23 protein-coding genes are annotated in these 22585 nt (G+C 70.7%); 12 read left to right on the top strand and 11 right to left on the bottom strand.

Going from position 1 to position 22585, the window contains the following annotated elements:
* Positions 1 to 111: 111 nt before the first annotated feature.
* Both FCH28_RS09135 and FCH28_RS09130 read left to right on the top strand, forming a co-directional pair.
* Positions 112 to 741, top strand: coding sequence for a TetR/AcrR family transcriptional regulator (locus tag FCH28_RS09135; RefSeq protein WP_136739274.1), 630 nt, complete (start codon positions 112 to 114; stop codon positions 739 to 741).
* A 152-nt stretch (positions 742 to 893) separates the two neighbouring features.
* On the top strand, positions 894 to 1643 hold the full coding sequence (locus FCH28_RS09130) for a bifunctional DNA primase/polymerase (protein ID WP_136739273.1): 750 nt from the start codon (positions 894 to 896) through the stop codon (positions 1641 to 1643).
* A 67-nt stretch (positions 1644 to 1710) separates the two neighbouring features.
* Here FCH28_RS09130 and FCH28_RS09125 read toward each other — a convergent pair whose 3' ends face one another.
* Genes FCH28_RS09125 through efeO form a run of 4 tightly spaced genes read right to left on the bottom strand, consistent with a single transcriptional unit; the run spans position 1711 to position 6123 of the window.
* On the bottom strand, positions 1711 to 2622 hold the full coding sequence (locus FCH28_RS09125; RefSeq protein ID WP_136739272.1) for an SCO2278 family lipoprotein: 912 nt from the start codon (positions 2620 to 2622) through the stop codon (positions 1711 to 1713).
* On the bottom strand, positions 2573 to 3565 hold the full coding sequence (efeU, locus tag FCH28_RS09120; RefSeq protein ID WP_136739271.1) for an iron uptake transporter permease EfeU: 993 nt from the start codon (positions 3563 to 3565) through the stop codon (positions 2573 to 2575). Before efeU ends, FCH28_RS09125 begins: the two co-directional genes overlap by 50 nt.
* A gap of 47 nt (positions 3566 to 3612) precedes the next feature.
* Positions 3613 to 4932, bottom strand: coding sequence for an iron uptake transporter deferrochelatase/peroxidase subunit (gene efeB, locus FCH28_RS09115; RefSeq protein ID WP_136739270.1), 1320 nt, complete (start codon positions 4930 to 4932; stop codon positions 3613 to 3615).
* Positions 4933 to 4974: 42 nt separating this feature from the next.
* A complete protein-coding gene (efeO, locus tag FCH28_RS09110; RefSeq protein ID WP_136739269.1) occupies positions 4975 to 6123 on the bottom strand; it encodes an iron uptake system protein EfeO in 1149 nt (382 codons plus the stop codon).
* A gap of 404 nt (positions 6124 to 6527) precedes the next feature.
* Here efeO and FCH28_RS09105 point away from each other — a divergent pair, with 404 nt between their 5' ends.
* Entirely contained in the window at positions 6528 to 7190 is a 663-nt protein-coding gene (locus FCH28_RS09105) for a PhzF family phenazine biosynthesis protein (RefSeq protein WP_136739268.1), read from the top strand.
* A gap of 112 nt (positions 7191 to 7302) precedes the next feature.
* Here FCH28_RS09105 and FCH28_RS09100 read toward each other — a convergent pair whose 3' ends face one another.
* Together FCH28_RS09100 and map are read right to left on the bottom strand one after the other, a co-directional pair.
* Positions 7303 to 7986, bottom strand: coding sequence for a biliverdin-producing heme oxygenase (locus FCH28_RS09100; protein WP_136739267.1), 684 nt, complete (start codon positions 7984 to 7986; stop codon positions 7303 to 7305).
* 199 nt (positions 7987 to 8185) lie between these two features.
* Positions 8186 to 9043, bottom strand: coding sequence for a type I methionyl aminopeptidase (map, locus tag FCH28_RS09095; RefSeq protein WP_136739266.1), 858 nt, complete (start codon positions 9041 to 9043; stop codon positions 8186 to 8188).
* Between the two features lie 67 nt (positions 9044 to 9110).
* On the opposite strand from map, the gene FCH28_RS09090 reads away from it, so the two are divergent.
* Positions 9111 to 9347 carry a hypothetical protein gene (locus FCH28_RS09090; protein ID WP_136739265.1) on the top strand — a complete coding sequence of 79 codons (237 nt, stop codon included), beginning with the start codon at positions 9111 to 9113 and terminating at the stop codon, positions 9345 to 9347.
* Positions 9348 to 9455: 108 nt separating this feature from the next.
* On the opposite strand, the gene FCH28_RS09085 is transcribed toward FCH28_RS09090, so the two are convergent.
* The 3 genes from FCH28_RS09085 to FCH28_RS09075 all read right to left on the bottom strand — a co-directional run bounded on the left by FCH28_RS09085 (position 9456) and on the right by FCH28_RS09075 (position 12726).
* A complete protein-coding gene (locus tag FCH28_RS09085; protein WP_169314108.1) occupies positions 9456 to 10826 on the bottom strand; it encodes an MFS transporter in 1371 nt (456 codons plus the stop codon).
* A gap of 107 nt (positions 10827 to 10933) precedes the next feature.
* Positions 10934 to 11635: a hypothetical protein gene (locus FCH28_RS09080; RefSeq protein WP_136739264.1), complete on the bottom strand. Its 702-nt coding sequence runs from the start codon at positions 11633 to 11635 to the stop codon at positions 10934 to 10936.
* Positions 11636 to 11766: 131 nt separating this feature from the next.
* A complete protein-coding gene (locus FCH28_RS09075; protein ID WP_136739263.1) occupies positions 11767 to 12726 on the bottom strand; it encodes a dihydrodipicolinate synthase family protein in 960 nt (319 codons plus the stop codon).
* Positions 12727 to 12911: 185 nt separating this feature from the next.
* On the opposite strand from FCH28_RS09075, the gene FCH28_RS09070 reads away from it, so the two are divergent.
* Positions 12912 to 13607, top strand: a complete 696-nt coding sequence (locus FCH28_RS09070; protein ID WP_136739262.1) for a FadR/GntR family transcriptional regulator — start codon at positions 12912 to 12914, stop codon at positions 13605 to 13607.
* Between the two features lie 296 nt (positions 13608 to 13903).
* Positions 13904 to 14320 (top strand): DUF7144 family membrane protein, encoded by a 417-nt coding sequence (locus FCH28_RS09065; RefSeq protein WP_136739261.1) that lies wholly within the window; start codon positions 13904 to 13906, stop codon positions 14318 to 14320.
* Between the two features lie 84 nt (positions 14321 to 14404).
* Here FCH28_RS09065 and FCH28_RS09060 read toward each other — a convergent pair whose 3' ends face one another.
* On the bottom strand, positions 14405 to 15670 hold the full coding sequence (locus tag FCH28_RS09060; protein ID WP_136739260.1) for an APC family permease: 1266 nt from the start codon (positions 15668 to 15670) through the stop codon (positions 14405 to 14407).
* 235 nt (positions 15671 to 15905) lie between these two features.
* On the opposite strand from FCH28_RS09060, the gene FCH28_RS09055 reads away from it, so the two are divergent.
* The 6 genes from FCH28_RS09055 (at position 15906) to FCH28_RS09030 (ending at position 21272) form a co-directional block, all read left to right on the top strand.
* A complete protein-coding gene (locus tag FCH28_RS09055) occupies positions 15906 to 17036 on the top strand; it encodes a sialidase family protein (protein ID WP_136739259.1) in 1131 nt (376 codons plus the stop codon).
* Entirely contained in the window at positions 17002 to 18339 is a 1338-nt protein-coding gene (locus FCH28_RS09050) for an ABC transporter substrate-binding protein (protein ID WP_136739258.1), read from the top strand. The genes FCH28_RS09055 and FCH28_RS09050 overlap by 35 nt, the downstream gene beginning before the upstream one ends.
* Positions 18336 to 19322, top strand: coding sequence for a carbohydrate ABC transporter permease (locus FCH28_RS09045; RefSeq protein WP_136739257.1), 987 nt, complete (start codon positions 18336 to 18338; stop codon positions 19320 to 19322). Before FCH28_RS09050 ends, FCH28_RS09045 begins: the two co-directional genes overlap by 4 nt.
* Positions 19319 to 20170, top strand: coding sequence for a carbohydrate ABC transporter permease (locus tag FCH28_RS09040; RefSeq protein ID WP_136739256.1), 852 nt, complete (start codon positions 19319 to 19321; stop codon positions 20168 to 20170). Before FCH28_RS09045 ends, FCH28_RS09040 begins: the two co-directional genes overlap by 4 nt.
* A gap of 59 nt (positions 20171 to 20229) precedes the next feature.
* Positions 20230 to 20961 (top strand): NADPH-dependent F420 reductase, encoded by a 732-nt coding sequence (gene npdG / locus FCH28_RS09035; RefSeq protein WP_169314107.1) that lies wholly within the window; start codon positions 20230 to 20232, stop codon positions 20959 to 20961.
* Positions 20962 to 21047: 86 nt separating this feature from the next.
* The gene (locus FCH28_RS09030; RefSeq protein WP_136739255.1) at positions 21048 to 21272 is read left to right on the top strand and encodes a hypothetical protein; all 225 of its coding nucleotides are present in this window, start codon (positions 21048 to 21050) and stop codon (positions 21270 to 21272) included.
* A gap of 257 nt (positions 21273 to 21529) precedes the next feature.
* Here the strand turns inward: FCH28_RS09030 and FCH28_RS09025 are convergent, their stop codons facing one another.
* Positions 21530 to 22336 (bottom strand): site-2 protease family protein, encoded by an 807-nt coding sequence (locus tag FCH28_RS09025; protein ID WP_136739254.1) that lies wholly within the window; start codon positions 22334 to 22336, stop codon positions 21530 to 21532.
* Positions 22337 to 22585: the final 249 nt, after the last annotated feature.

Raw genomic sequence — 22585 nt, 5'->3', positions numbered from 1 at the left:
TTACGCCACCGATTAGCGAGACGGAGCGTCTCGCCTGAGGTCCAGAATGGGCCGCGGTGATCGCCTTGTCAAGACGATACGTCTCGCCTCCCCGTCGATAGACTTCCTCGTATGGCCAACAAGACAGCCCCCGACTCTCCCCCCGGCTCCGCCGGGGGAACCCCCACCCGCCGTAGAAGCGAACGCTCCCGCCGCGCGATCCTCGACGCCTCCCTCGCCCTCGTCGGCGAGGTCGGCTACGACAAGCTCACGATCGAGGGCATCGCCTCCCGCGCCGGAGTGGGCAAGCAGACGATCTACCGCTGGTGGCCGTCCAAGGCCGCCGTCCTGCTGGACGCCTTCACCGCCGACGTGGACGAGTACTCCGCACAGGGCCTCCCGGACACCGGCGATCTGGCGGCGGACCTGAAACTCGTCCTCCGCGCGACCGCCGACGAATTCAACGACCCGGCGTTCCAGGCCCCCTACCGCGCCCTCGCGGTGGCCGGCGCGAACGACGCGGAACTGTCCCGCGCCTTCGTCGACCGGCTGCTCGAACCCGGCATCCGCGTCTATGTCGACCGGCTGCGCGCCGCCCAGGAAGCGGGCGAGGTGGCCGCCGACGTCGACACCCGGGTGGCCGCCGAGATGCTCCTGAGTCCCTTCTCACAACGCTGGCTGATGCGCACCGGCGAACTGACCTACGACTACGTCGACACCCTCGTCGACCTGGTGTTGCGTGGTCTGCGGCCCGGCAGCTGACCGGGCACGGCCGGGCGGGCGTCCTGTCGGCGATGGCTTGAATTGCCCCTATTCGCCCGTCCGTCGTTCACCCCGGATCTCCACACCGGTCACCCGAAGGGCGCGAAGGTGGCAGCATTGATCCCAGACCACCGCTCGAAGTGAGGGGATAGATGGAACGCAAGAGCAGGTTCTCCCAGTGGCTGCGCCGGCCGAAGAGCGGATCGGACGGCGGCGATACGGACACGGGATCAGCGGCCGCGCGCGGCCGTGAGGACCTGCTGCTGGCGGCGGCCGACGCGGGTTTCCCCGTCGCCCCCGCGGCGCACCCGTCCGGCTACGGCTGTTCCTGTGAACGCATCGGCTGTCCCACCCCCGGCCGGCACCCCGTCTCCTTCGGCTGGCAGACCGTCGCCACCACCGACCGCGACAAGGTCACCCGCTGGGTCCGCACCCTCCCGCAGGCCAACTTCGTCACCGCCACCGGCATCGCCCACGACGTACTGGACGTCCCCGTCGAAGCGGGCCGCACCGCCCTCGGCCGGCTGGACGCGGCGGGCATCGACGTCGGGCCCATCACCCTCAGCGGTGCCGGCCCCGGCGACGGCCGGATGCTGTTCTTCACCGCCACCCGCGGCACCCCGGACGACGAGGACGAGTGGTGGCCCTGCGAACTGGACTGCCACCCCGAGACCCTGGACGAGCACCCGGGCCTGCGCTGGCACTGCCGCGGCAGCTATGTCCTCCTGCCGCCGTCACTGCTGCCCGGCGAACAGCCCGCGGTGGCCTGGCTGCGCGGCCCCGAACTGCCGCTGCCCGACCCGCTGACGCTGCTCGAAACGCTCACCGACGCCTGCGCGGAGTTCATCGACGGCCGGCCCGACCACGACCACGAGACGGCGGCCTGGCCGATCGGCCGCTGAGCGCATGGCGAAGGGGCCGCCGGGATTCGTCCCGACGGCCCCTTCGCCATGCACTCAGCGGCCGCGCCTACTGCGCCTTGGCGGACGTTATCCGCTCGATCCGGTTCAGGATCTCGATCTTGCCGCCGGCGTCCTTGGCCGGGACCTTGACCGTCTGCCCGGACACCCAGGTGAAGGCCATCCGGTTGCTGCCCTTCCACGACCCTTCCACGATCCCGCGCAGCTCCGGCGCCACGGTGATCTTCGCCCCCTTGTACCACGTCTTCTGCATATGGGAGACGGTCGAGGTGAACACCAGCGCACCGCCGTCCTTCGTCCGCAGCGAGACCGGCGGGTAGCTCGCGGGCTGGTCCTCCCACTGAAGCTGGGCACCGATCGGATGGGAATTCTTCACGCGGTTCGCCCGCAGACCGTCGGTGAACCTGCCGGAGGCGAAGTCGTCGCCCTTGCCGGTGTTCAGGAAGTCCGCGTACGTCTTGCCCAGCTTGCCCGGGTCCACCGTCAGGCCCGACTTCCCGTCGGCCGGCACCGCCTCGGCGAAGCCGTCCGCGTCCGTCTTCAGCTCCGGCGCCTTGTTGCCGGCGAACGTCGCGAAGTGCACCGCGCGCCACTTCGCGTCGACGCTGTCGCGGCTGAACACCAGGAACCACCGTATGGCGTTGCCCTTGGCGTCCGTGCGGTTGGTCAGCGCGTCCGCGAGGAAGTACTTCGGCCAGCCCGCCTGCTTGGGCACCGCGATGTGCTCGTCCCGGAACTTCAGCGGCCGGAAGTCCGGGTAGCCCTGCGGCCGGACACCACGTTGCGCCTTCAGCCCCGCCTGGTCGATCTCGTGCAGCGCGCCCGCCTCGTAGGCGGCGTTGAGATTCGGGTCGAGCTTGCGGTTGGCCTCGGTGTAGCGCTCGGCGAAGTTCTGGAGCGCCTTGACGCCGTCAGCCTTCGACACCGCCGGCAGCATCTCCTTCTCGCCGTGCACCGTCATGCACCCGCTCAATATCACCAGCGCCGCCGCTGTCGACGTCAGTGTTGCGGGCACCCGGAACGGCGACCTGCGTGTCATGGGGCTCGGGCTCCTTCGGGGCGACCGGGGCGGACTGGGTGGCCGCCGGGGTGGCACGATTCGGCGCAACCCTACCGGGGGCGAAGAAGAACACGAGCGTGGGGATCAGATACAGAGCCCACACCGTGACCTGAAGGACGGTCGGATCCGGCTGGAAGTTGAAGATGCCCTTCAGCAGCGTCCCGTACCAGCTGTCGACCGGAATCTGCTCGCTGACGTCGAACGCCCTGCTGCCCAGACCCGGCAGGAAATCCGCCTCCTGAAGGTCGTGGAAGCCGTACGCCAGCACGCCCGCCGCGACCACCACCAGCATGCCGCCGGTCCAGGTGAAGAACTTCGCCAGGTTGATGCGCACCGCACCGCGGTAGAACAGCCAGCCCAGCAGCACCGACGTCAGCAGCCCCAGCAGCGCCCCGACCAGCGGCCGTACGCCGTCATGGGCGGACTGCGCCGCGGTCCACACGAACAGCGCGGTCTCCAGGCCCTCGCGGCCCACCGACAGGAACGCGGTCACCACCAGCGCCGTGGTCCCCATCGCCAGCGCCGCGTCCAGCTTGCCGTGCAGCTCCGCCTTCAGATGCCGCGCGGTGCGCCGCATCCAGAAGACCATCCACGTCACCAGGCCCACCGCGATGATCGACAGCGAGCCGCCGAGCGCCTCCTGCGCGGTGAACGTCAGCGTCTGCGAACCGAATTGCAGCGCCGCGCCGAACCCGAACGACAGCACCACGGCGAGCCCGATACCGATCCAGACCGGCCGCAAAGCCTCCCGCCGGCCCGTCTTGACCAGATAGGCGATGAGGATGCACACCACGAGGCTGGCTTCCAGGCCCTCGCGCAGCCCGATCAGATAGTTGCCGAACACGTCGATTCCTCCCCTTTCTTCGTGGATCGCTTAGGAATTCGGCAACATCAGGCGGACCGGGCGAAAAGCTCCCGGCCCCACCAGTCGTTCTTGTCGCGGACACCCGGCGGCACCGCGAAAATGCCCGAACCGACGTGCTGGATGTACTCGTTGAGCGTGTCGATGCTCGCCAGCCGCTTCTGGATCGGGACGAACCCGTCCTGCACATCCCGCTGGTACGCCAGGAAGAACAGCCCGGCGTCCAGCCGCCCCAGCCCGTCCGTACCGTCCGTGAAGGAGTAGCCGCGGCGCAGGATCCTCGCCCCGCCGTTGCTGTCCGGGTGCGCCAGCCGCACATGCGCGTCGGGCAGCATCGCCTTCAGGTTCGGCTCGTCCCGCTCGCGCTTCTTGCCGATCGGAGCACCCTCGCCCTTGTCCCGGCCGATGATGTCCTCCTGCTCCTTGAGCGAGGTGCGGTCCCAGATCTCGATATGCATCCGGATCCGCCGGGCGACGAGATACGAGCCGCCCACCATCCACTCAGGGCCGTCCTTCTCGGACACCCACACATGCTTCTTCAGCGCCGCGGCATCGGTGCCCGCGATGTTCCGGGTGCCGTCCTTGAAGCCCATCATGTTGCGCGGGGTCTGCGCCTCCGGCGTCGTCGACGAGGTCTTCCCGAAGCCCAGCTGCGACCAGCGCATCACGATCCTGCCGAAGCCGATCCGGGCGAGGTTGCGGATCGCGTGCACCGCGACCTGCGGATCGTCCGCGCAGGCCTGGATGCACAGATCACCGCCGCTGCGCGTCTTGTCGAGGTTGTCGCCGGGGAACTGCGGCAGGTCGATCAGCGCGTCGGGCCGCCGGTCCTTGATGCCGAACCGGTCCTTGCCGTCCTTCTCGAACAGCGTCGGGCCGATACCGAAGGTGAGGGTGAGCCGGGACGGCGGCAGGCCGAGCGCCTCGCCGGTGTCGTCCGGCGGCGCCTCGGCGAGCCCGCCGACCGCGCCGCCACCGACCGCGGCGCCCGAGGTCATCAGCGCCGCCGCCTTCGTCCACTCCTTGAGCAGCGCGATCAGCTCGTCGCGGTCATCGGTGGTGACGTCGAACGCGGCGAAGTGCAGCCGGTCCTGGACGGCGGTGGCGATACCGGCCTGGTGCGCGCCGTGGAAGGCGACCGCGGAGCCCGCGGTGGCGTCCGCGGCGGCCGGCTGGGCGTCGCTGCCGGTGCGCAGCGCCGCGGCCGTACCGCCGGCCGCGACCGCGCCGAGCGCCAGCCCCGCACCGCCCCAGCCGAGCAGCGCACGCCGGGACGGCGCCCCGCTGGACACCGTGCCCTCGTCAACCGCGTCGTCCGCCGTTCCCTGCTGCGTACCGTCGGTCGTCATCGTGACCCCTTGTCCCCTTCTGTCTCGCTGTCCGGCGACGGACTACTTGGCGGTGACCACTGCGGCGGCCAGCTTCGAAATCGGCTCGGCCAGCGCGCTGACGCCATCGGAGAGCTTCTTCTGGTCAGCCTTGGACACGGTGTCGTACGAGACGAAGCCGTCGCCCTCGCGGTACTCGTCCAGCAGCTCGCCGATCGCCGTGAACTGCCTGTCGAGTTCCTTGACCAGCGCCGGGTCGTTCTTCTTGGCGACCGGCTTCAGCAGCTCGTACGCCTTCTGCGCACCCTCGACATTGGCCTTGAAGTCGACCAGGTCGGTGTGGCTGTAGCGCTCCTCCTCACCGGTCACCTTGCCGGTGTAGACCTCGTCCAGCAGCTCCTTGGCGCCATTGGCCATGGTGGTGGGGTTGATCTCGGCGGTGCCGACCCGCTTCTTCCAGTCCTTGAGGTCCTCGATCAGCTTGTCGGCGAGCTTCTCGTCATCCCCGGAGATCTTCTTCGTCTCCCACAGGGACTTCTCCAGCTTGTGCCAGCCGGTCCACTTCTGGCCCTTCTTCAGGCCGTCCTCGCGGATGTCGACCTTCGGGTCGATGTCACCGAAGGACTCCGCGACCGGCTCGGTGCGCTCCCAGCCGATGCGCGAGACGGCGTACGCCTTCTTCGCGGCGTCGACATCGCCGTCCTTCACCGCGTCGGCGAACTTCTGCGCCAGCGGCAGCGTCTCGTCCGCCTGCTCCTGGACGTACTTGCGGTACGCGGCGACCGCGGCGTCCAGCTTCGGGTCACGCTTGACGGCCGCGCCACCCTTGCCGGTCGCGGTCACCTTCTGGCGGATGCCGTCGCCCTTCATGCCGGGCTTGCAGGCGACCTCGTACGAACCGGCCTTGATCTCGGCGGTGATCTCGGTGCTGGTGCCGGGGCCGATGTTCTCCCGCTCGGTGACGATCCGGTCGCCGGCCGCGTAGATGTACACCTCGGTGACCTTGGAGCCCTTGTTCTTCACCGCGAACCGGACATGTCCGGCGGGGAACTCCTTCTTGGAGAGCTCGCACGCGGTGTCGGACGCGGTCACCTCGACGGCACCCTTCCCGCCGCCCCCCTTGCTGTCGTTCTTCTCGGCGCAGCCGGCGACGGCGGTGAGGGTCGCGGCCACGGCGATGGCGGCGACGGTCGAGGAGCGAAGGGCTCGCATACGGGCTCCAGGCGGTTTTCGATACGGAAACGGGACTGCGGGGGGCTGCGCCACTAAGGCCGACCTAACTTATCTGAGGCTTACCTGAATTCTGCCCACCCTGTCCAGTGATTCGGCTCTCACCAACTACGGCCCGATCACGGATTGATAGGCCCGAAGTCACGGAACCGTCAACGACTGGTCAAGGTAAGGGGCGGAGGGTGATGCGAGACATGACCGGTGGAATTCGGGGACGCTGATATCCGGTCACCGCTGAGCCGGTGCGCGCCGCACCGCATCGTGATCGCAATGGCCGCCGGCATCGCGGCGAATGCGTCGGCGAATTCGAGCCCGCCGCTCATTCCTCCCGCTCATTCCTCCCGCACCCCGAATACCCCTGCCGACCAGTGCTGTTGAATACCGGCATGACCAAAGTTGATGTTCTCCGGGTGTTCTGCGGACCCGATGGCGCGGGCGGCAATCCGCTCGGAGTCGTACGCGACGGCGCGGCCGTTCCCGAGGCCGCACGGCCCGCGCTCGCCGCCGAACTCGGCTTCAGCGAGACCGTGTTCCTCGACGACGCCACCCGCGGCACCGTCGACATCCACACGCCCAGCGTCCGCCTCCCCTTCGCCGGGCATCCGCTCGTCGGACTCGCCTGGCTGCTGAGGAGCCTGGGGCGGCCGCCCCGCACCCTTCGCCCGCCGGCCGGCGAGGTCCCGGTCGGATACGAGGGCGACGTGACCTGGGTACGCGGACGAGCGGAGTGGGCCCCAGGACGCAGGACCGAGCGCTACGCCTCGGTGGCCGAGGTCGACGCGCTGCCCGCACCGCCGCCGGGGGAGGGCTGGCTCTACGCCTGGGCCTGGCAGGACGAGGCCGCCGGTGTGGTGCGGGCGCGGGCCTTCCCGCGCCGGGGCGACAGCATCGTGGAGGACGAGGCCACCGGCGCCGCCGCACTGCTGCTGACCCATCAGCTGGGCCGCCCGCTGGACATCCGTCAGGGCGCCGGCTCGCAGATCCTCACCCGCCCCCATCCCGACGGCACGATCGCGGTCGGCGGGCGGGTACGCGTCGAGACGCCGTAGGAGCCGCCCGATGGTCAGAGCCGGCCAGGCCCCGGTACCGGCGCCGCGACCGTTGACTACCCGCTGATGACCACGTGCTGATGACTATGCGGTGATGACTACGTGCTGATGACTATGCGGTGAGCGGGAACTCCTCGCCCAGCTCCCGGAAGACCGCGGTGTTCAGCGCGAACGCACGCTTGCACTCGTCGACCACCCGCTGCTTCTCCAGATCGTCGACCGGCAGCGCATCCAGCAGTGCCCGGTACTCGCGCTTGAACGCGGCCGGATTGGCTATGTCCTCGAAGACGTAGAACCGCACGCCGTCGCCCTTGCGCGCGAAACCCCAGGTCTTCTCGGCCGTACCGCGGATGACCTGGCCCCCGGAGAGGTCACCGAGATAGCGGGTGTAGTGGTGCGCGACATAGCCGGCCGGCCAGTCGCGGGCGCAGAACGCGACGCGGTCGGCGTACGCGGCGGTGGCCGGCAGCGGCTCCAGGCCCGCGCGCCAGGACGCCCCGCCCAGATGCGTGAGGTCGCGCTCCAGCTCGGCGGTGCGGGCCAGCTCGGGGCGGATGAAGGGGCCCGCGACCGGGTCCTCGGCCAGCGCCTCGGAGGCGTCCTCCAGCGCGCGGTAGACGAACCACAGTTGCTCCGTGTAGCGCCGGTACGCCGAGACGCCGAGCCTGCCGCCGAGCATGTCGCTCATGAACGAGGAGTTCTCGGCCTCCGTGTGCTGCTCGTGCGACGCGGTGCGGATGACCGTGGAGAAGGGCGCGAAGGGTGCGGACTGCGGGGTCGGGCTGGACGCTTCCAAGACGGGCCTCCGGGCCGAGAGGAGCGGACGGGAACGGAAGAAGGGCGACTGTTCCCGACAGGCTGTCGGTAACCAGCCTACCCCTGTTCCCGACGCCCTGTCGGTAAAATTCCCGTCCCGAAATCCGCCCCCGGAATCGGCTCCGGAACCGCCTCCCGGCCCGCGAGCCCCGCCCCCGCCCCGCCCCGCTCCGCCCGCGTCAGGGAAGCGTGAGAATCTCCGTCCCGGTCTCCGTCACCACCAGCGTGTGCTCGAACTGCGCGGTCCGCCTGCGGTCCTTGGTCACGACCGTCCAGCCGTCGTCCCACATGTCGTAGTCGTGCGTGCCCAGCGTCAGCATCGGCTCGATCGTGAAGGTCATACCGGGCTTGATGTCGGTGGTGTGGTGCGGGCTGTCGTAGTGCGGAACGATCAGGCCGGAGTGGAAGGACGAGTTGATGCCGTGACCGGTGAAGTCACGGACCACGCCGTAACCGAACCGCTTGGCGTACGACTCGATGACCCGGCCGATGATGTTGATCTGACGGCCCGGCCTGACGGCCTTGATCGCGCGGTTGAGCGCCTCACGGGTGCGCTCGACGAGCAGCTTCGACTCCTCGTCCACGTCGCCGCACAGGTACGTGGCGTTGTTGTCGCCGTGCACACCGTTGATGTACGCGGTGACGTCCAGGTTCACGATGTCGCCGTCCTTGAGGACGGTGGAGTCCGGGATGCCGTGGCAGATGACCTCGTTCAGCGACGAGCACAGCGACTTGGGGAAGCCGCGGTAGCCGAGCGTGGAGGGGTAGGCGCCGTGGTCGCACATGAACTCGTGGGCGACACGGTCCAGTTCATCCGTGGTCACACCCGGCGCGATCAGCTTGGCGGCCTCCTCCATCGCCTGCGCGGCGATCCGGCCGGCGATCCGCATCCGCTCGATCGTTTCGGCGTCCTGCACCTCGGGCCCCGTGTACGGGGTGGGCGCGTCCTTCCCGACGTACTCGGGACGCGGGATCGAGGAGGGGACGGGGCGGGTGGGGGAGATGGTCCCCGGAACAAGAAGCGACTGGCCAGACATATCAGCGAGTGTATCCGCGGCCCGTCGGGCAGGATGGCGGCACTGGAGCCATCCACAGGAGGCGGCAATGGCGCTGTTCAAGAGGCGTACGGTCGGCAAGCCCGGCGAGTGGTTCTACTGCCTCAAACACGCGACGGTCGAGGAGGGGCCGCAGTGCCGCGCCGCCGACCGGTTCGGCCCGTACGCGACCCGCGAGGAGGCGGAGCACGCCATGCAAACCGCCCAGGAACGCAATCTGGAGTGGGAAACCGACCCGAAGTGGCACGACAAGGGCCGGGCCGACGAGACGGGCGACGGCAGCTGACAGGCTTGCTCCCGCCTGACCGGGCGGGAGCATGGTGAGGTGACCAGGTGACCAGTCGGCCATGTAACCACTGGCATGTGACCACTGGGTGCCGTGGTCGGGGCCTGGTCAGGCGGTGGCCGGGTCGGCGTCGGGGGCCTGGACGGCCTCCTCGGTGCGGGCGCCGCCCCCGCCCGACCGCCGCTCGCGCAGCCGCCGCGCGTGCTCATCCGTCCGCGCGTCGTACGCCAGCAGCTTCGGCAGCCCCAGCGCCAGCAGCCCGACCGCGCCGAAGCACAGCACACCGCCCGCCCACACCGACGTCCGTACGCTGGTCAGCGCGGCCATCCCGCCGACCCGGACCTGGCCCAGCTGCGGGCCCACCGAATACGACAGCAGCTCGATGCCGGCCAGCCGGCCGCGCAGCTCGTCGGGGATCGTCTGGTTCCACATCGCCGACCGGAAGATGCCGCTGATCATGTCGCAGGAGCCGGCCACCGTCAGGAACAGCAGCACCAGCCAGATGCTGTGCATCCGCCCGGCCGCAGCCATCGCCAGCCCCCAGGCGGCGGCCGCCAGCACCACCGCACGGCCCTGCCGGTGGACACGTGACGTCCACCCACTGGTCAGACTGACCAGCAGTGACCCGGCGGGCAGCGCCGCGTACATCAACCCCAGAGCCCACGGGGCGTCCAGCTCGTCGGCGAGGAACGGGAAGATCGCCAGCGGGAAGGCGAACAGCATCGCGGTGAGATCGATGGCGTACGTGCCCAGCAGCTCCTTGCGGCTCCAGGCGTAGCGCGCGCCCTCGGCGATGCCGCGGAGCGACGGCTTCTCGGCGTCGTGCGAGGCGGGCGACGGCGCCAGCCTCAGCGTGAGCACCACGGAGATCACGAAGGTGGCGGCGTCGGCCGCGTACGCCCAGCGCAGCCCGGCGTACGCCAGCAGCCCGCCGGCCACCGCGGGGCCCGCGATGGTGCCGATCTGCCAGCGCAGCGAGTTGAGCGCGGCGGCCGCGGCGAGCTGCTCATGGGGCACGATCCGCGGCACGATCGCATCCAGTGCCGGACGCTGCAGACCGGTCAGCGCGCTGGTCGCCGCGGCGACGACGTACAGCGGCCATACCAGCGGATCCGGCAGCAGGCTGTTGAGCAGCAGGAGCACGGACAGCAGTCCGAGCGCGACCTCGCTCCAGACGATGAGCCGGCGGCGGTCCATGGCATCCGCGAGCGCACCGCCGTAGAGACCGAAAACGATCAACGGGACGATCTCGACGGCGCCCAGCGAGCCGACCGCCAGCGTGGAACCGGTCAGCTCCTTGAGCTGGAGCGGCAGCGCGACGAAGGTCAGCGCGCTGCCGAAGACGGTGACCGCGCCCGCGCACCACATCAGCCGGAAGTCGCGCGAGGAGCGCCAGGGCGCCAGGTCGGGCAGCAGAGCGGCCGCGCGGCGGCGTGCGGTCGGGCGGGGCGGCGAAGGCGGGGGGCTGTCCGAGGTCACGACGCACCATCGTGCGCGGGCGGCCGGGAGCGGCGCAAAGGATTTATGGGGTTATGGGGGTGCGGGGGCAAGGGGGGTATGACGTGGGACGTCATACCCGCCTCGGTTCACCAGCGCGGCGGTGGCGGCGAGGTCAGCTCGTCCGCCAGCCGGGCCAGGCGGTCGCGGAAGCGCCGGTGCGGGCGTGGCGCCGGCAGGCTGTTCTCCCCGGCGGCCGCGCTGACCAGATGCTGAAGGGTGTCGAGGTCCAGGTCCTGCACACCGTCGGCATACGTCCCGGCTGGCGGCTCGCCATGCGCCTCGGCATACGCCCCGGCACACGCTTCGGCATCGGGCCCGGCGTCGTCGACGGGCACGGCGGGGGGAGCGGCGAGCGCGTCATGCGCGAGGGCGTGCAGATCGCGGTCCCCGCCGTCCAGCGCGAGCACCGTCGCGCCGTTGCGCCGGGCGTCGTGCACCCGCTCCAGCAGCCCGGCGCCCGGCTGCTCGGGCGTGACGACCAGCAGCGTCTCGCCCCGCCCGGCGGCCTCCAGCCGGCCCAGCCCGACCGACAGGTGGGCCGGCACCCCGCTCGGGACCCGGTGCCGAACCAGCGTGGGGGACAGCTCCGGCAGCCCCGACCAGGCGGCCTCGTCGTCGAGATGCGCGGCCAGATGCCAGGGCTCGTATGCGGCGCTGCCGACCAGCAGCAGCCCGCCGCCGTGCGGCGCCACGGAGGTGCGCAGCGACCTGGCGAAGCGGCGGGTGGCCTGGACCCACTCGGTTCCGGCGAGGACCTCGCGCAGCAGCGCGACGCGTACGGCATCCATGGGCCCGCATCCTGCCGCAGCGCGGCGGGATCCGGTGCCCGCTTCAACCGGTGTCACCCGTACGGGAGTTTGATCATGAAGTGAAGGTGTGGGTGCGGGTGCGGGTGCGGGTGCGGGTGGGCGGCGGCGCGTCAGCGGACGGGTGGCAGACTGGCGGAGGTGAGCCGACGTCCCACCTCCGCCACGGACTCCTCACTCAGCGGGAGCTGCGGGAAGGCGGTGGCGCCGTGCTCGATCACGCCGAGGAGCCGGAGCGCCGCCTTGAACGAGCCCAGTGCCGAGGAACTGCGGCCCATCTCGCTCTCCGGGCCGGCATCGGTCATGTCGAACAGCGCCACCAGCCGCTCCTGTTCGGCGGCCGCCCGCTCCCAGTCGCCGGCCCGCGCGGCGTCGTAGAGCCGGACATAGCCCGCCGGGTCGACATTGCAGAGGCCCGGGACGACGCCGTCGGCCCCCGCCAACAGGGCGGCGTCCACGGTCAGTTCGGAGCCGGTGAGGAGGGTGAAGCCGGGGGCGGGGCCGGTGCGCCGGGCGGTGCGGCCGCCGAGGCGGACGGCCAGCCGGCGCAGCGCGCCGTCGTCGCCGCTGCTGTCCTTGAGCCCGGCGAGCGTGCCGTCCTCCGCCAGCTCGACCACCAGCGCGGTGGGCAGCTTGCTGTGCACGGCCATGGGGATGTCGTACGCGAAGAGCGGCAGCCCGACGGCCGTACGGATCCGGCGGAAGTGGGCGGCGATCTCCCGCGGATGGGTGCGGGTGTAGAACGGCGCGGTCGCGACCAGCGCATCGGCGCCCAGATCGGCGGCGGTCCTGGCGTGGTCCAGCACCCGGGCGGTGGTCGTGTCGATGGCTCCGGCGAGCACCGGGACCCGGCCGTCCGCGGCCTTGATGACGGTCTCCAGGGCGGTGGCGCGCCGGGCGTCGCTCAGAAAGGCGGCCTCACCGCTGGAGCCGAGCGCGAACAGCCCGTGCACACCGCCGTCGAGGAGGTGGGTCACGAGGCGGGTGAGGGAGGTGGTGTCGACCTCGCCGTGTGCGTCGAGGGGGGTGCAGACCGGCGGGATGACGCCGCGCAGCGGTACGGGCAGTGCCATGGGGGCTCCAACGTGGGGGAGAGGCGTGGGGGAGGTGGTGGCTGCCGTCGTTGGATATGGGACGTGGGATGTCCCATGTCTGCGTGACAATAGAGCAGGCGGAAAGCCGGCCGGTCAAGGATCGGCGGCCCGGGGGCGGAACGGGTCGGCGACAGGGCGGCCCGCGGGAGAGGGAGGGCATGCACATGGTGCGAGGCACGATGGCGGAGGGCGTCCAGGCGCAGATCAAGCAGCTGATCCTGGACCGCGGCCTGACACCGGGCGACCCGCTGCCCACCGAGGCCGAACTGGTCGGCCTGCTCGACGTCAGCCGCAACTCGGTCCGCGAGGCGCTCAAGGCGCTCCAGGCCATGCGCATCGTCGAGATCCGGCACGGCTTCGGCACCTACGTCGGCCCGCTCTCCCTCGAACCGTTCGTCGAGGGCATCGCCTTCCGCGCCGCGGTCCGCCACCACCAGGGCGAGCCGAGCCTGTACGAGCTGATGGAGGTCCGCGAGGCGCTGGAGGCCGGCCTGATCGGCACCGTCGCACGCGATCTGCCCGCCGAGGACCTCACCGTCCTCAGGGGGCTGGTGCAGCGGATGGCGGAGGAGGCGCGCGGCGGGCAGGTGCAGAGCGCCACCGACCGCGCCTTCCATCTCGCCCTCTACCGCTCGCTGGGCAATCACCTCCTGAGCGAGGTGCTGGACGCCTTCTGGGCGGCGCTGCGCCGGGTGCGCGAGGACCTCTCCGACGACCGCCACGATCCGGATGTGACATATCGTCAGCACCTGGAGATCGTCGAGGCGTTGGAGGCGCGCGTCGGCGACCGCGCGGTGGCCGCGATGCACCGGCACTTCGACGGCATCCGACGCCGGCTGGCGGGCGAGGGGGCGCCGTAAGGGGAGAAGAGGGAGGTGGGGGAGATGACGGGCCCCGCGCCACGCCCCACTGTCCGGCCCGCTCCCATCCCGCGTGCGCGACCCCACGTGCGCGACCCCACGTGCACGCTCCCCGCGTCGGCGGCGCACATTTTGTTGAAAGTGTGACCGTTGAACGTGTGACTGCCCCATCCGGACCGGCCACTGGGCCGAATGACCCAAGATCTGCCGCCGCCCCCCGTGCCAGCCTGGAATCCAAGGTCGCTGATCTGACCTGTGCAGGTCAGCGGCGAGACCTTCGCACGAAGGAGCCGGACATGGCTACTCATGTCGGAGCCGCCAACCGTTCGTCCAGTGGCGCGGTGACCGGTTGGACCGTCTTCGCCGCCGTCCTGATGGTCTTCGGCGGCTTCATGGCGATCCTGCAAGGGATCTCGGCGATCGCCAAGGACGAGGTGTTCGTCACCACCACGAACTACGTGTTCAAGTTCAACCTGACGGGCTGGGGCTGGGTCCATCTCATTCTCGGGATCGTGGTCGTGCTGGCCGGCGTCGCGCTGTTCAGCGGGGCGCTCTGGGCGCGGGTGGTCGGCGTGATCATCGCGGGCCTGGCGATGATCGCCAACTTCCTGTGGATCCCCTACTACCCGTTCTGGGCACTGACCCTGATAGTGGTGGACGCCTTCGTCATCTGGGCCCTGTGCACGGGAAACCGGGACACACTGTCGCCGTAGCCCGGACAGCGGCACCGCCCGCCCCGCCTCCCGCGCGTACGCACGGTCGACGCGCGCGGCCCCGGCACGCGCACCTGGGCGCTCTCAGGTGCGCGTGACCGCCGCCCGTACGCCGTACGCCGCCGCGCCCACCGCGAGGACCGCGGCACCGGAGACGACGGAGGTCCACGGCAGGGCGAAGGCCAGCGTCGCGCAGCCGGCCAGGCCGACGACGGGAACGAGGCGGGGCGGGCGCCGCTCGGCCGCCGTGAGGGTGAGGGCGGCGGCGTTGGCGATGGCGTAGTAGGCCAGCACGCCGAAGGAGGAGAAGCCGATCGCCGCCCGGACGTCGGTGGTCGCGGCGAGGACCGCGACCACGGTGCCGACCGCGAGTTCGGCCCGGTGGGGGACGTGGAAGCGGGGGTGGACGGCGGCCAGCGCGGGCGGCAGATGCCGGTCGCGGGCCATCGCCAGGGTGGTGCGGGAGACGCCGAGGATCAGTGCCAGCAGCGAGCCGAGGGCGGCCACCGCGGCGCCGGCGCGTACCACCGGGGCCAGGCCGGGGGCCCCCGCGGCGCGTACCGCGTCGGCCAGCGGCGCCGTCGCCTCGGCCAGCCGGCCGGGGCCGAGCACCGCCAGGACCGCGACGGCGACCGCCCCGTACACCACCAGCGTGATGCCCAGGGCGAGCGGGATCGCCCGCGGAATGGTGCGCTCCGGGTCGCGGACCTCCTCGCCCAGAGTGGCGATCCGCGCATACCCGGCGAACGCGAAGAACAGCAGCCCGGCGGCCTGGAGCACCCCGCCGGCGGTGGCGTCGGCGCCGATGTCCAGCCGTACGGCCTGGGCGGTGCCGCCGGTCAGGCAGGCCGTGAGCACCGCGGCGAGCACCGCGAGGACGAACGCGACGACGGCCCGGGTGAACCAGGCGGATTTCTGCACCCCGGCGTAGTTCACCGCGGTCAGCGCCACCACCGCGGCGACCGCCACCGCATGCGCCTGACCGGGCCATACGTACGAACCGACGGTGAGCGCCATCGCCGCGCAGGAGGCCGTCTTGCCGATGACGAAGCCCCAGCCGGCCAGGTAGCCCCAGAACGCGCCCAGCCGCTCGCGGCCGTAGACGTAGGTGCCGCCGGAGGCCGGGTAGCAGGCGGCGAGGCGGGCCGAGGACGTCGCGTTGCAGTACGCCACGACCGCCGCGACGGCCAGGCCGAGCAGCAGCCCCGATCCCGCGGCGCCGGCGGCCGGCGCGAGCGCGGCGAAGATGCCGGCGCCGATCATGGAGCCCAGGCCGATCGTCACGGCGTCGAACACACCCAGGCGCCGCTTCAACTCGCCGTTCGCGCCCGCCGGTGTCGTCGCGTTCATCGTCCACTCCTTCGTGCACCCGCCGTAGCGAGCCGTCGCGCGTCGTCCGGGCTGGTTTTCCCGCAGTCTGTCGCACGAACCGCATGGTCCGGTTCACCCGGATTTCACCCCATGTCGGCGATCCCTTTACCGACACGAAAAAGCGGCATGTCCGGTGCCTTGACGGTCAGTTGGGCACTCCTTATGGTCGCCGCAGGACAGAGGACATCCTACGTCCGGCCGTTGGGGGTGACCCGTGGCGCACGAGAGCTCAGTGCCGTACCGGGCCGGGACGGAGGGGTACACGAGCTTCCGGATCCCGGCGGTCGTACGGGCGCGCTCCGGAACCCTCCTCGCCTTAGCCGAGGGCCGGGTCACCTCGCCCGCCGACCACGGAGAAATCCACCTCGTCCTCAAACGCTCCCACGACGGCGGCCACACCTGGGGCCCCCTCCAGGTCGTCGCCCGCAACGGCACCGGCACCGCCGGCAACCCCGCACCCGTCGTCCTCGCCGACGGCCGGGTGCTGCTGCTCCAGGTCCACAGCGCCGCCGACGCCACCGAGGACCGCATCCGCCGCGGCCAGGTCTCCGCCGCCGACGGCCGCCGCGTCTGGCTCCAGCACAGCGACGACCACGGCGCCACCTGGAGCCCGCCCCGCGAGATCACCGACCAGACCAAGCGCCCCGAATGGCGCTGGTACGCCACCGGCCCCGGCCATGCGCTGCGGCTGCGCCACGGCCCCCACGCCGGACGGCTGGTCGTCCCCGCCAACCACTCCACCCCACCCACCGCGCCTGATGGCCATGACGACACCGGCACCGAATTCCGCCACAACGGCGGCCACGCCCTGCTCAGCGACGACGACGGCGCCACCTGGCGGATCGGCTACACCGACGGCGACACCCACCCCTCCGTCGCCCCCAACGAGACCACCGCCGCCGAACTCCCCGACGGCACCCTCTACTTGAGCACCCGCACGGAAACCACCGCCGCCTGGCACCGCGCCGACGCCGTCTCGACGGACGGCGGCGAGCACCTCCGCACCCCCTTCCGGCCCCAGGCCGGCCTCGCCGGACCCGTCTGCCAGGGCAGCGTCCTGCACCTCGGCGACCGCGACGAACTGCTCCACTCCGGGCCCGCCGACCCGGCCGCCCGCGCCCTGATGACCGTACGCACCAGCCGCGACGGCGGCCTGACCTGGCGGACCGCACACACCGTCTCCGGGCTCCCCGCCGCCTACTCCGACCTCGTACGCCTCGACCGCACGCACGTCGGACTGCTCTACGAGACGGGCGACTTCAGCGCCTACTCGACGATCACCTTCCGCCGCATCCCCGTGGAGGAGCCGGATGACCAGCAACGACATGCACCCGATGCACCGTAGAACGGTCCTGGGCGGGGCGGCCGCCGTCGCCGCGGGCTTCGCGCTCGCCGGCTGCGGCGACGGCGACGACAGCGACGCGCCCCGGGAGCGAAAGAAAGGACAGCGGATCACCCTGACGTTCTGGTCCTGGGTACCGGGCATCGACAAACCCGTCGACCTGTGGAACCGCAAGCACCCCGACGTCCAGGTCAAGGTCGAGAAGGTATCGGCGGTCAACGGCCAGCAGTACGCCAAGATGCACGCCGCCATCAAGGCCGGCAGCCCGCCCGACCTCGGCCAGATCGAATTCCCCGTCGTCCCCAGCTTCCTGCTCGACAACGGCCTGCTCGACCTCGCCCCCCTCGGCGCCGCCCGCCACAAGGCCAAGTTCTTCGGCTGGCAGTGGCAGCAGTCCGTGTTCGGCAAAGGCATCTACGCCATCCCCCAGGCCTCAGGACCCATGGGCCTGTTCCTCCGCCAGGACCTCTTCGACAAATGGGACGTAGACACTCCTGGGACATGGGACGAATACGAGACCGCCGCCAAAACCCTCCGCAAAAAAGGCGCCTGGATCGAGACCTTCGCCCCCACCAACGGCAACCGCCTCGCCGGCCTCGCCTGGCAGGCCGGCGCCAAGTGGTACACCACCAGCGGCGACACCTGGATCGTGCACATCGACGACGAACCCACCCGCAAGGTCGCCGACTACTGGGAATCACTGGTCAAACAGAAACTGGTCAAGACCATCCCCGACCGGCAGAACGCCTGGTACAAGGACCTCCAGACCGGCACCATCCCCGCCTGGATCGGCGCCAGCTGGGGCGACGCCCTCCTCATCGGCAACGCCCCCGGCACCAAGGGCAAATGGCGCGCCGCACCGCTGCCCCAATGGCAGCCCGGCGGCCAGGCGTACGCCAACTGGGGCGGCTCGACCACCGCCGTCTTCGCCAAGGCCAAATACCCCAAGGACGCACTGGACTTCGCCATCTGGCTCAACACCGACCCCGAGTCCATCGCGCTGCTGATCGACGGCGGCTACGGCTTCCCCAGCGCCAAGAAGGGCTACACCACCGGCGACCTCGACGTCGACAAGGACTTCTTCGGCGGCCAGGCGTACAGCAAGATCTTCGCCGACGCCGGAACACACGTCGACACCAGCTGGCAATGGGGACCCGGCGTCGACACCCTCTACCAGCGACTCGGCGACGCCTTCACCGAAGCGCTCGCCGACGGCGGCTCCTTCCGCGCCGTCCTGAAGAAGGTGCAGGGCCAGACGATCTCCGACCTCAAGGGCAAGGGCCTGAAGGTGGAGAGCGGCGGGTGAGCCGGGAAACCCTGAGCCGGCCGGAGCCGGTCACCCCGCGGCGGCGGACCCCGCAACGGCGCCGCCCGACCAGCCGCCGCCCCTCCCGCACCGAGGCCCGCAACGCCCGCGCCGCGGCCGGCTTCGTCCTGCCCTTCCTCGCCCTCTTCGCCCTCTGCTTTATCGCCCCGATCGTCTACGCCGTCCACCAGAGCCTCCACAAGACCGAACGCACCGGCCCGCTCGGCCTCGGCGGTCAGGAACACGAGGCATTCGCCGGCCTCGCCAACTACGCGCACGCACTCTCCGACGACCGGTTCCTGACCGGCTTCGGCCGGGTCCTCCTCTTCGGCGCCGTCCAGATCCCACTGATGATCGCGCTCGCGACGACTCTCGCCCTCCTCCTGGAGAGCGCCGCCGCCCGCGGCGTCACCTTCTTCCGCAGCGCCTTCTTCCTCCCCTACGGCGTCCCCGGCGTCATCGCCTCGATCCTCTGGGGCTTCCTGTACGTACCGGGCATCAGCCCACTGGTAAAGATCGCCGACGCCATCGGCTGGGACCTGGACTTCCTCTCCCGCGGCACCGTCCTGTGGTCCATCGCCAACATCGTCACCTGGCAGTTCACCGGCTACAACATGCTCGTACTGATCGCCCAGCTCAAGGCCGTACCGGAGGAGCTCTACGAGGCCGCGCGGATCGACGGCGCGAGCGCCTGGCAGGTCGCCCGGCACATCAAACTCCCGCTCATCCGGCCCGCCCTCGTCCTCACCACCGTCTTCAGCATCATCGGCACCCTCCAACTCTTCGCGGAACCCATGGTGCTGCGGCCGCTCGCCTCCTCCATCGACTCCGGCTTCACCCCCAACCTGCACGCCTACAGCGAGGCGTTCGTCGGCAACAACCAGCATGTGGCGGCCGCGGAGGCGGTACTGCTCGCGCTGGTGGCGTGCGTCCTGTCCTTCGGCTTCCTGCGACTGGTCGGCGGCGGAAAGGAGCGGAGATGACCACCCGGCCCCCGGTCCGCTACCGCATCATCACCGCCTCGCTGCTGACCATCGCCGCGATCTACTTCCTGGTGCCCGTCTACTGGCTGATCGTCTCGGCCACCAAGAGCAGCGCCGACCTCTTCGGCACGTTCGGCTTCTGGTTCTCCGACCACCCACGACCCGTCGACCACCTCCTCGACGTCCTGACCTACGACCACGGCATCTACGTCCGCTGGTTCGGCAACTCCCTGCTCTACGCGGGGATCGGCGCCGTCTGCGCGACGCTGCTGTCCGCCGCGGCGGGCTACGCACTGGCCAAGTTCCCGTTCCGCGGCCGCGAAGCGATCTTCAACGCCGTACTGGCGGGGGTCCTGATCCCCGGGACCGCCCTCGCCCTCCCCCTCTACTTCCTCTTCAGCTCCATGGGCCTGTCCAACACCTACTGGGCGGTGCTGATCCCCAGCGTGGTCAGCCCGTTCGGCGTCTACCTGTGCCGGATCTACGCCGCCGCCGCGGTCCCCGACTCGCTCCTGGAAGCCGCCCGGATCGACGGCGCGGGCGAGGCAAGAATCTTCGCGGCCCTCAGCCTCCGACTGATGACCCCCGCACTGGTCACCGTCTTCCTGTTCCAGTTCGTCCACATCTGGAACAACTACTTCCTGCCGCTGGTCATGCTCTCCGACTCCGACCTCTACCCGATCCAACTGGGCCTGACCAGTTGGACGGGATACGCAGACCGGCAACCAGTGCTTTACCAGTACACGGTGGGCGGCGCCTTCCTGTCCGTGGTGCCACTGATGGTGCTGATGACCGTGTTGCAGCGCTACTGGCGCACGGGCCTGACGGAGGGCAGCGTGAAGGCATGAGGCGGCGGACCATGTGATGCCCGGCCGGCTCGCCCGCGGCGCGTGACACTATCGCTGTCATGACTACTCCTGACGATGCCAAGCCCGTGAACGTCGCGACCGCCGCGAAGGCCGCCCTCAAGCGTGACCCCTGGGACCTCCCCGACGTCTCCGGCCTGGTGGTCGGCGTCCTCGGCGGCACCGGCGACCAGGGCCGCGGCCTCGCCTACCGGTTCGCCAAGGCCGGCCAGAAGGTGATCATCGGCTCCCGGGCCGCCGAGCGCGCCCGGACCGCGGCCGGCGAACTCGGCCTGGGCATCGAGGGCGCGGACAACGCCGAGTGCGCACGGCGCAGCGACGTCGTGATCGTCGCGGTGCCCTGGGAAGGCCACGCCAAGACGCTGGAGGCGCTCCGCCAGGACCTGGCCGGCAAGCTCGTCATCGACTGCGTGAACCCCCTCGGCTTCGACAAGAGGGGCGCCTACGCGCTCAAGCCGGAGGAGGGCAGCGCCGCCGAACAGGCCGCCGCGCTGCTCCCGGAATCGCGGGTCGCCGCCGCCTTCCACCACCTCTCCGCCGTGCTGCTCCAGGACCCGGAGACCGCCGAGATCGACACCGATGTGATGGTGCTCGGCGAGTCCCGCGCCGACACCGACATCGTCCAGGCGCTGGCCGCCCGCATCCCCGGTATGCGCGGCGTCTTCGCCGGCCGGCTGCGCAACGCCCACCAGGTCGAGTCCCTGGTCGCCAACCTGATCTCGGTCAACCGCCGCTACAAGGCCCACGCGGGCCTCCGGGTCACGGACGTCTGAGCAGCAGCGCTGACCACTGGCGGGTGCGCGCGGGACATGGGGGACACTGGGGAGGTCCGCACCACTCCCGACAGGAGCCGACCCCCATGCCCTCCGCCACCTCCAGCCCGGTCCCGCGCCTCGCCATCTGGGCGAGCGTCCTGTGCGTCCTCGCCGTCGCCGCGGCCGTCGTCTCGTTCGTGCAGGGCAGCTGGCTCGGCGTGGTCTGGATCCTGATGGCCGGCGTGTCCAGCAACATGGCCTGGTTCTACCTGCGCAAGGCGAAGCTGGAGCGGGCGGCGCGACCGGAGCGTACGGCGGCGGCTGGCTGAGGGCGTCCATAGGGCGTCGTCCCGTAGCGGGCCGTCCCGTGGCGGCGGGGCCGGCGAGCCGGTGGCCTTCACCCTTGCCTTTCCGCGGCCCCGCGCCTCTTGCGTTTGCCTTGCGGTGCCTTGCGGTGCCTCCTTCCTGATCCCGGCAACAATTACGGAGAGTGATTAATTCCGGGGGGAGAGTAATCGGGCTCAGGAATTTTTCAGGGCCTGCGGAGGCCTCCCGTCGACGGACCCGGCGGGTCGCGTCGGGTCCGTCAGGCCAGGTCGCTGACCTGCGGGATCTGGGGCTCGCCCTGCCAGAAGCGGAAGTACTCCTGGCCCCAGTAGGTGTCCCAGTTGGTGATGCCCATGGCGCGCAGGATCGCGTCCACCGCGCTGAAGAAGACGTGGTTGATCTCGGGGACCCACAGCAGCCCGAAGACCGCCAGCAGTCCGAACGGCGCGAACGGCTCCACCTGGCGGCGGAACCCGTGTGACAGCCAGGGCTCGATGACCCCGTAGCCGTCCAGCCCCGGCACCGGGAGGAAGTTCAGGATCGCGGCGGTGACCTGCAGCAGTGCGAGGAAGGCCAGCGCGTACCGGAACGGGTCGGGGACGCCGGACATCTGGTTCAGCCAGAACGGGGCGGTCATGACGATGGCGAACAGCACGTTAGTCAGGGGGCCCGCCGCCGAGATCAGGCTGTGCCGCCAGCGCCCCTTGATCCGGCTCCGCTCGATGAACACCGCGCCGCCCGGCAGCCCGATCCCGCCCATGATGACGAAGATCACCGGCAGGATGACGCTGAGCAGGGCATGGGTGTACTTCAGCGGGTTGAGGGTGAGATAGCCCTTGTCGCCGACCGAGAGGTCACCGCTGTGCAGCGCGGTGCGGGCGTGCGCGTATTCGTGCAGGCAGAGCGACACCACCCAGCCGGACACCACGAAGAGGAAGACCGCGAAGCCGGTGCTCGCCGCGATCTGACGGCTCCAGACGGCCCACGCGGACACTCCCATGACGGCGACGAGCGCGAGGAAGACCGGGCTGACGCGGCGGTCGGCGCGCGGGAAGGCTGTGGTCATGGTGCGGGGCTCCCGAGGGGTGTCGTGGTGGCAGCCATGACCGTATCCGCGGTACGGCGCCGCGCGCACTGCCCCCTTCGGGAACATCCCGCGGAACCGGGTCGTGGAACGAGCCATGGAAACGGACTCGTGCGGCGAAAACGACGAGCGGTGGGCGGGGAGTTCCGGGCAAGGTGGAGTCGTACGGGAGCTGTGCGGGTTGCGCGCGCCGACGGCCGGAGGGGCGGAGGGGCGGAGGGGCGAGAGGAT

The organism is Streptomyces piniterrae, assembly GCF_005048155.1.
Lineage (GTDB): Bacteria > Actinomycetota > Actinomycetes > Streptomycetales > Streptomycetaceae > Streptomyces > Streptomyces piniterrae.
Note: the sequence above shows the minus strand (reverse complement) of the source record. Positions and strands in the feature narration are given on the sequence as shown.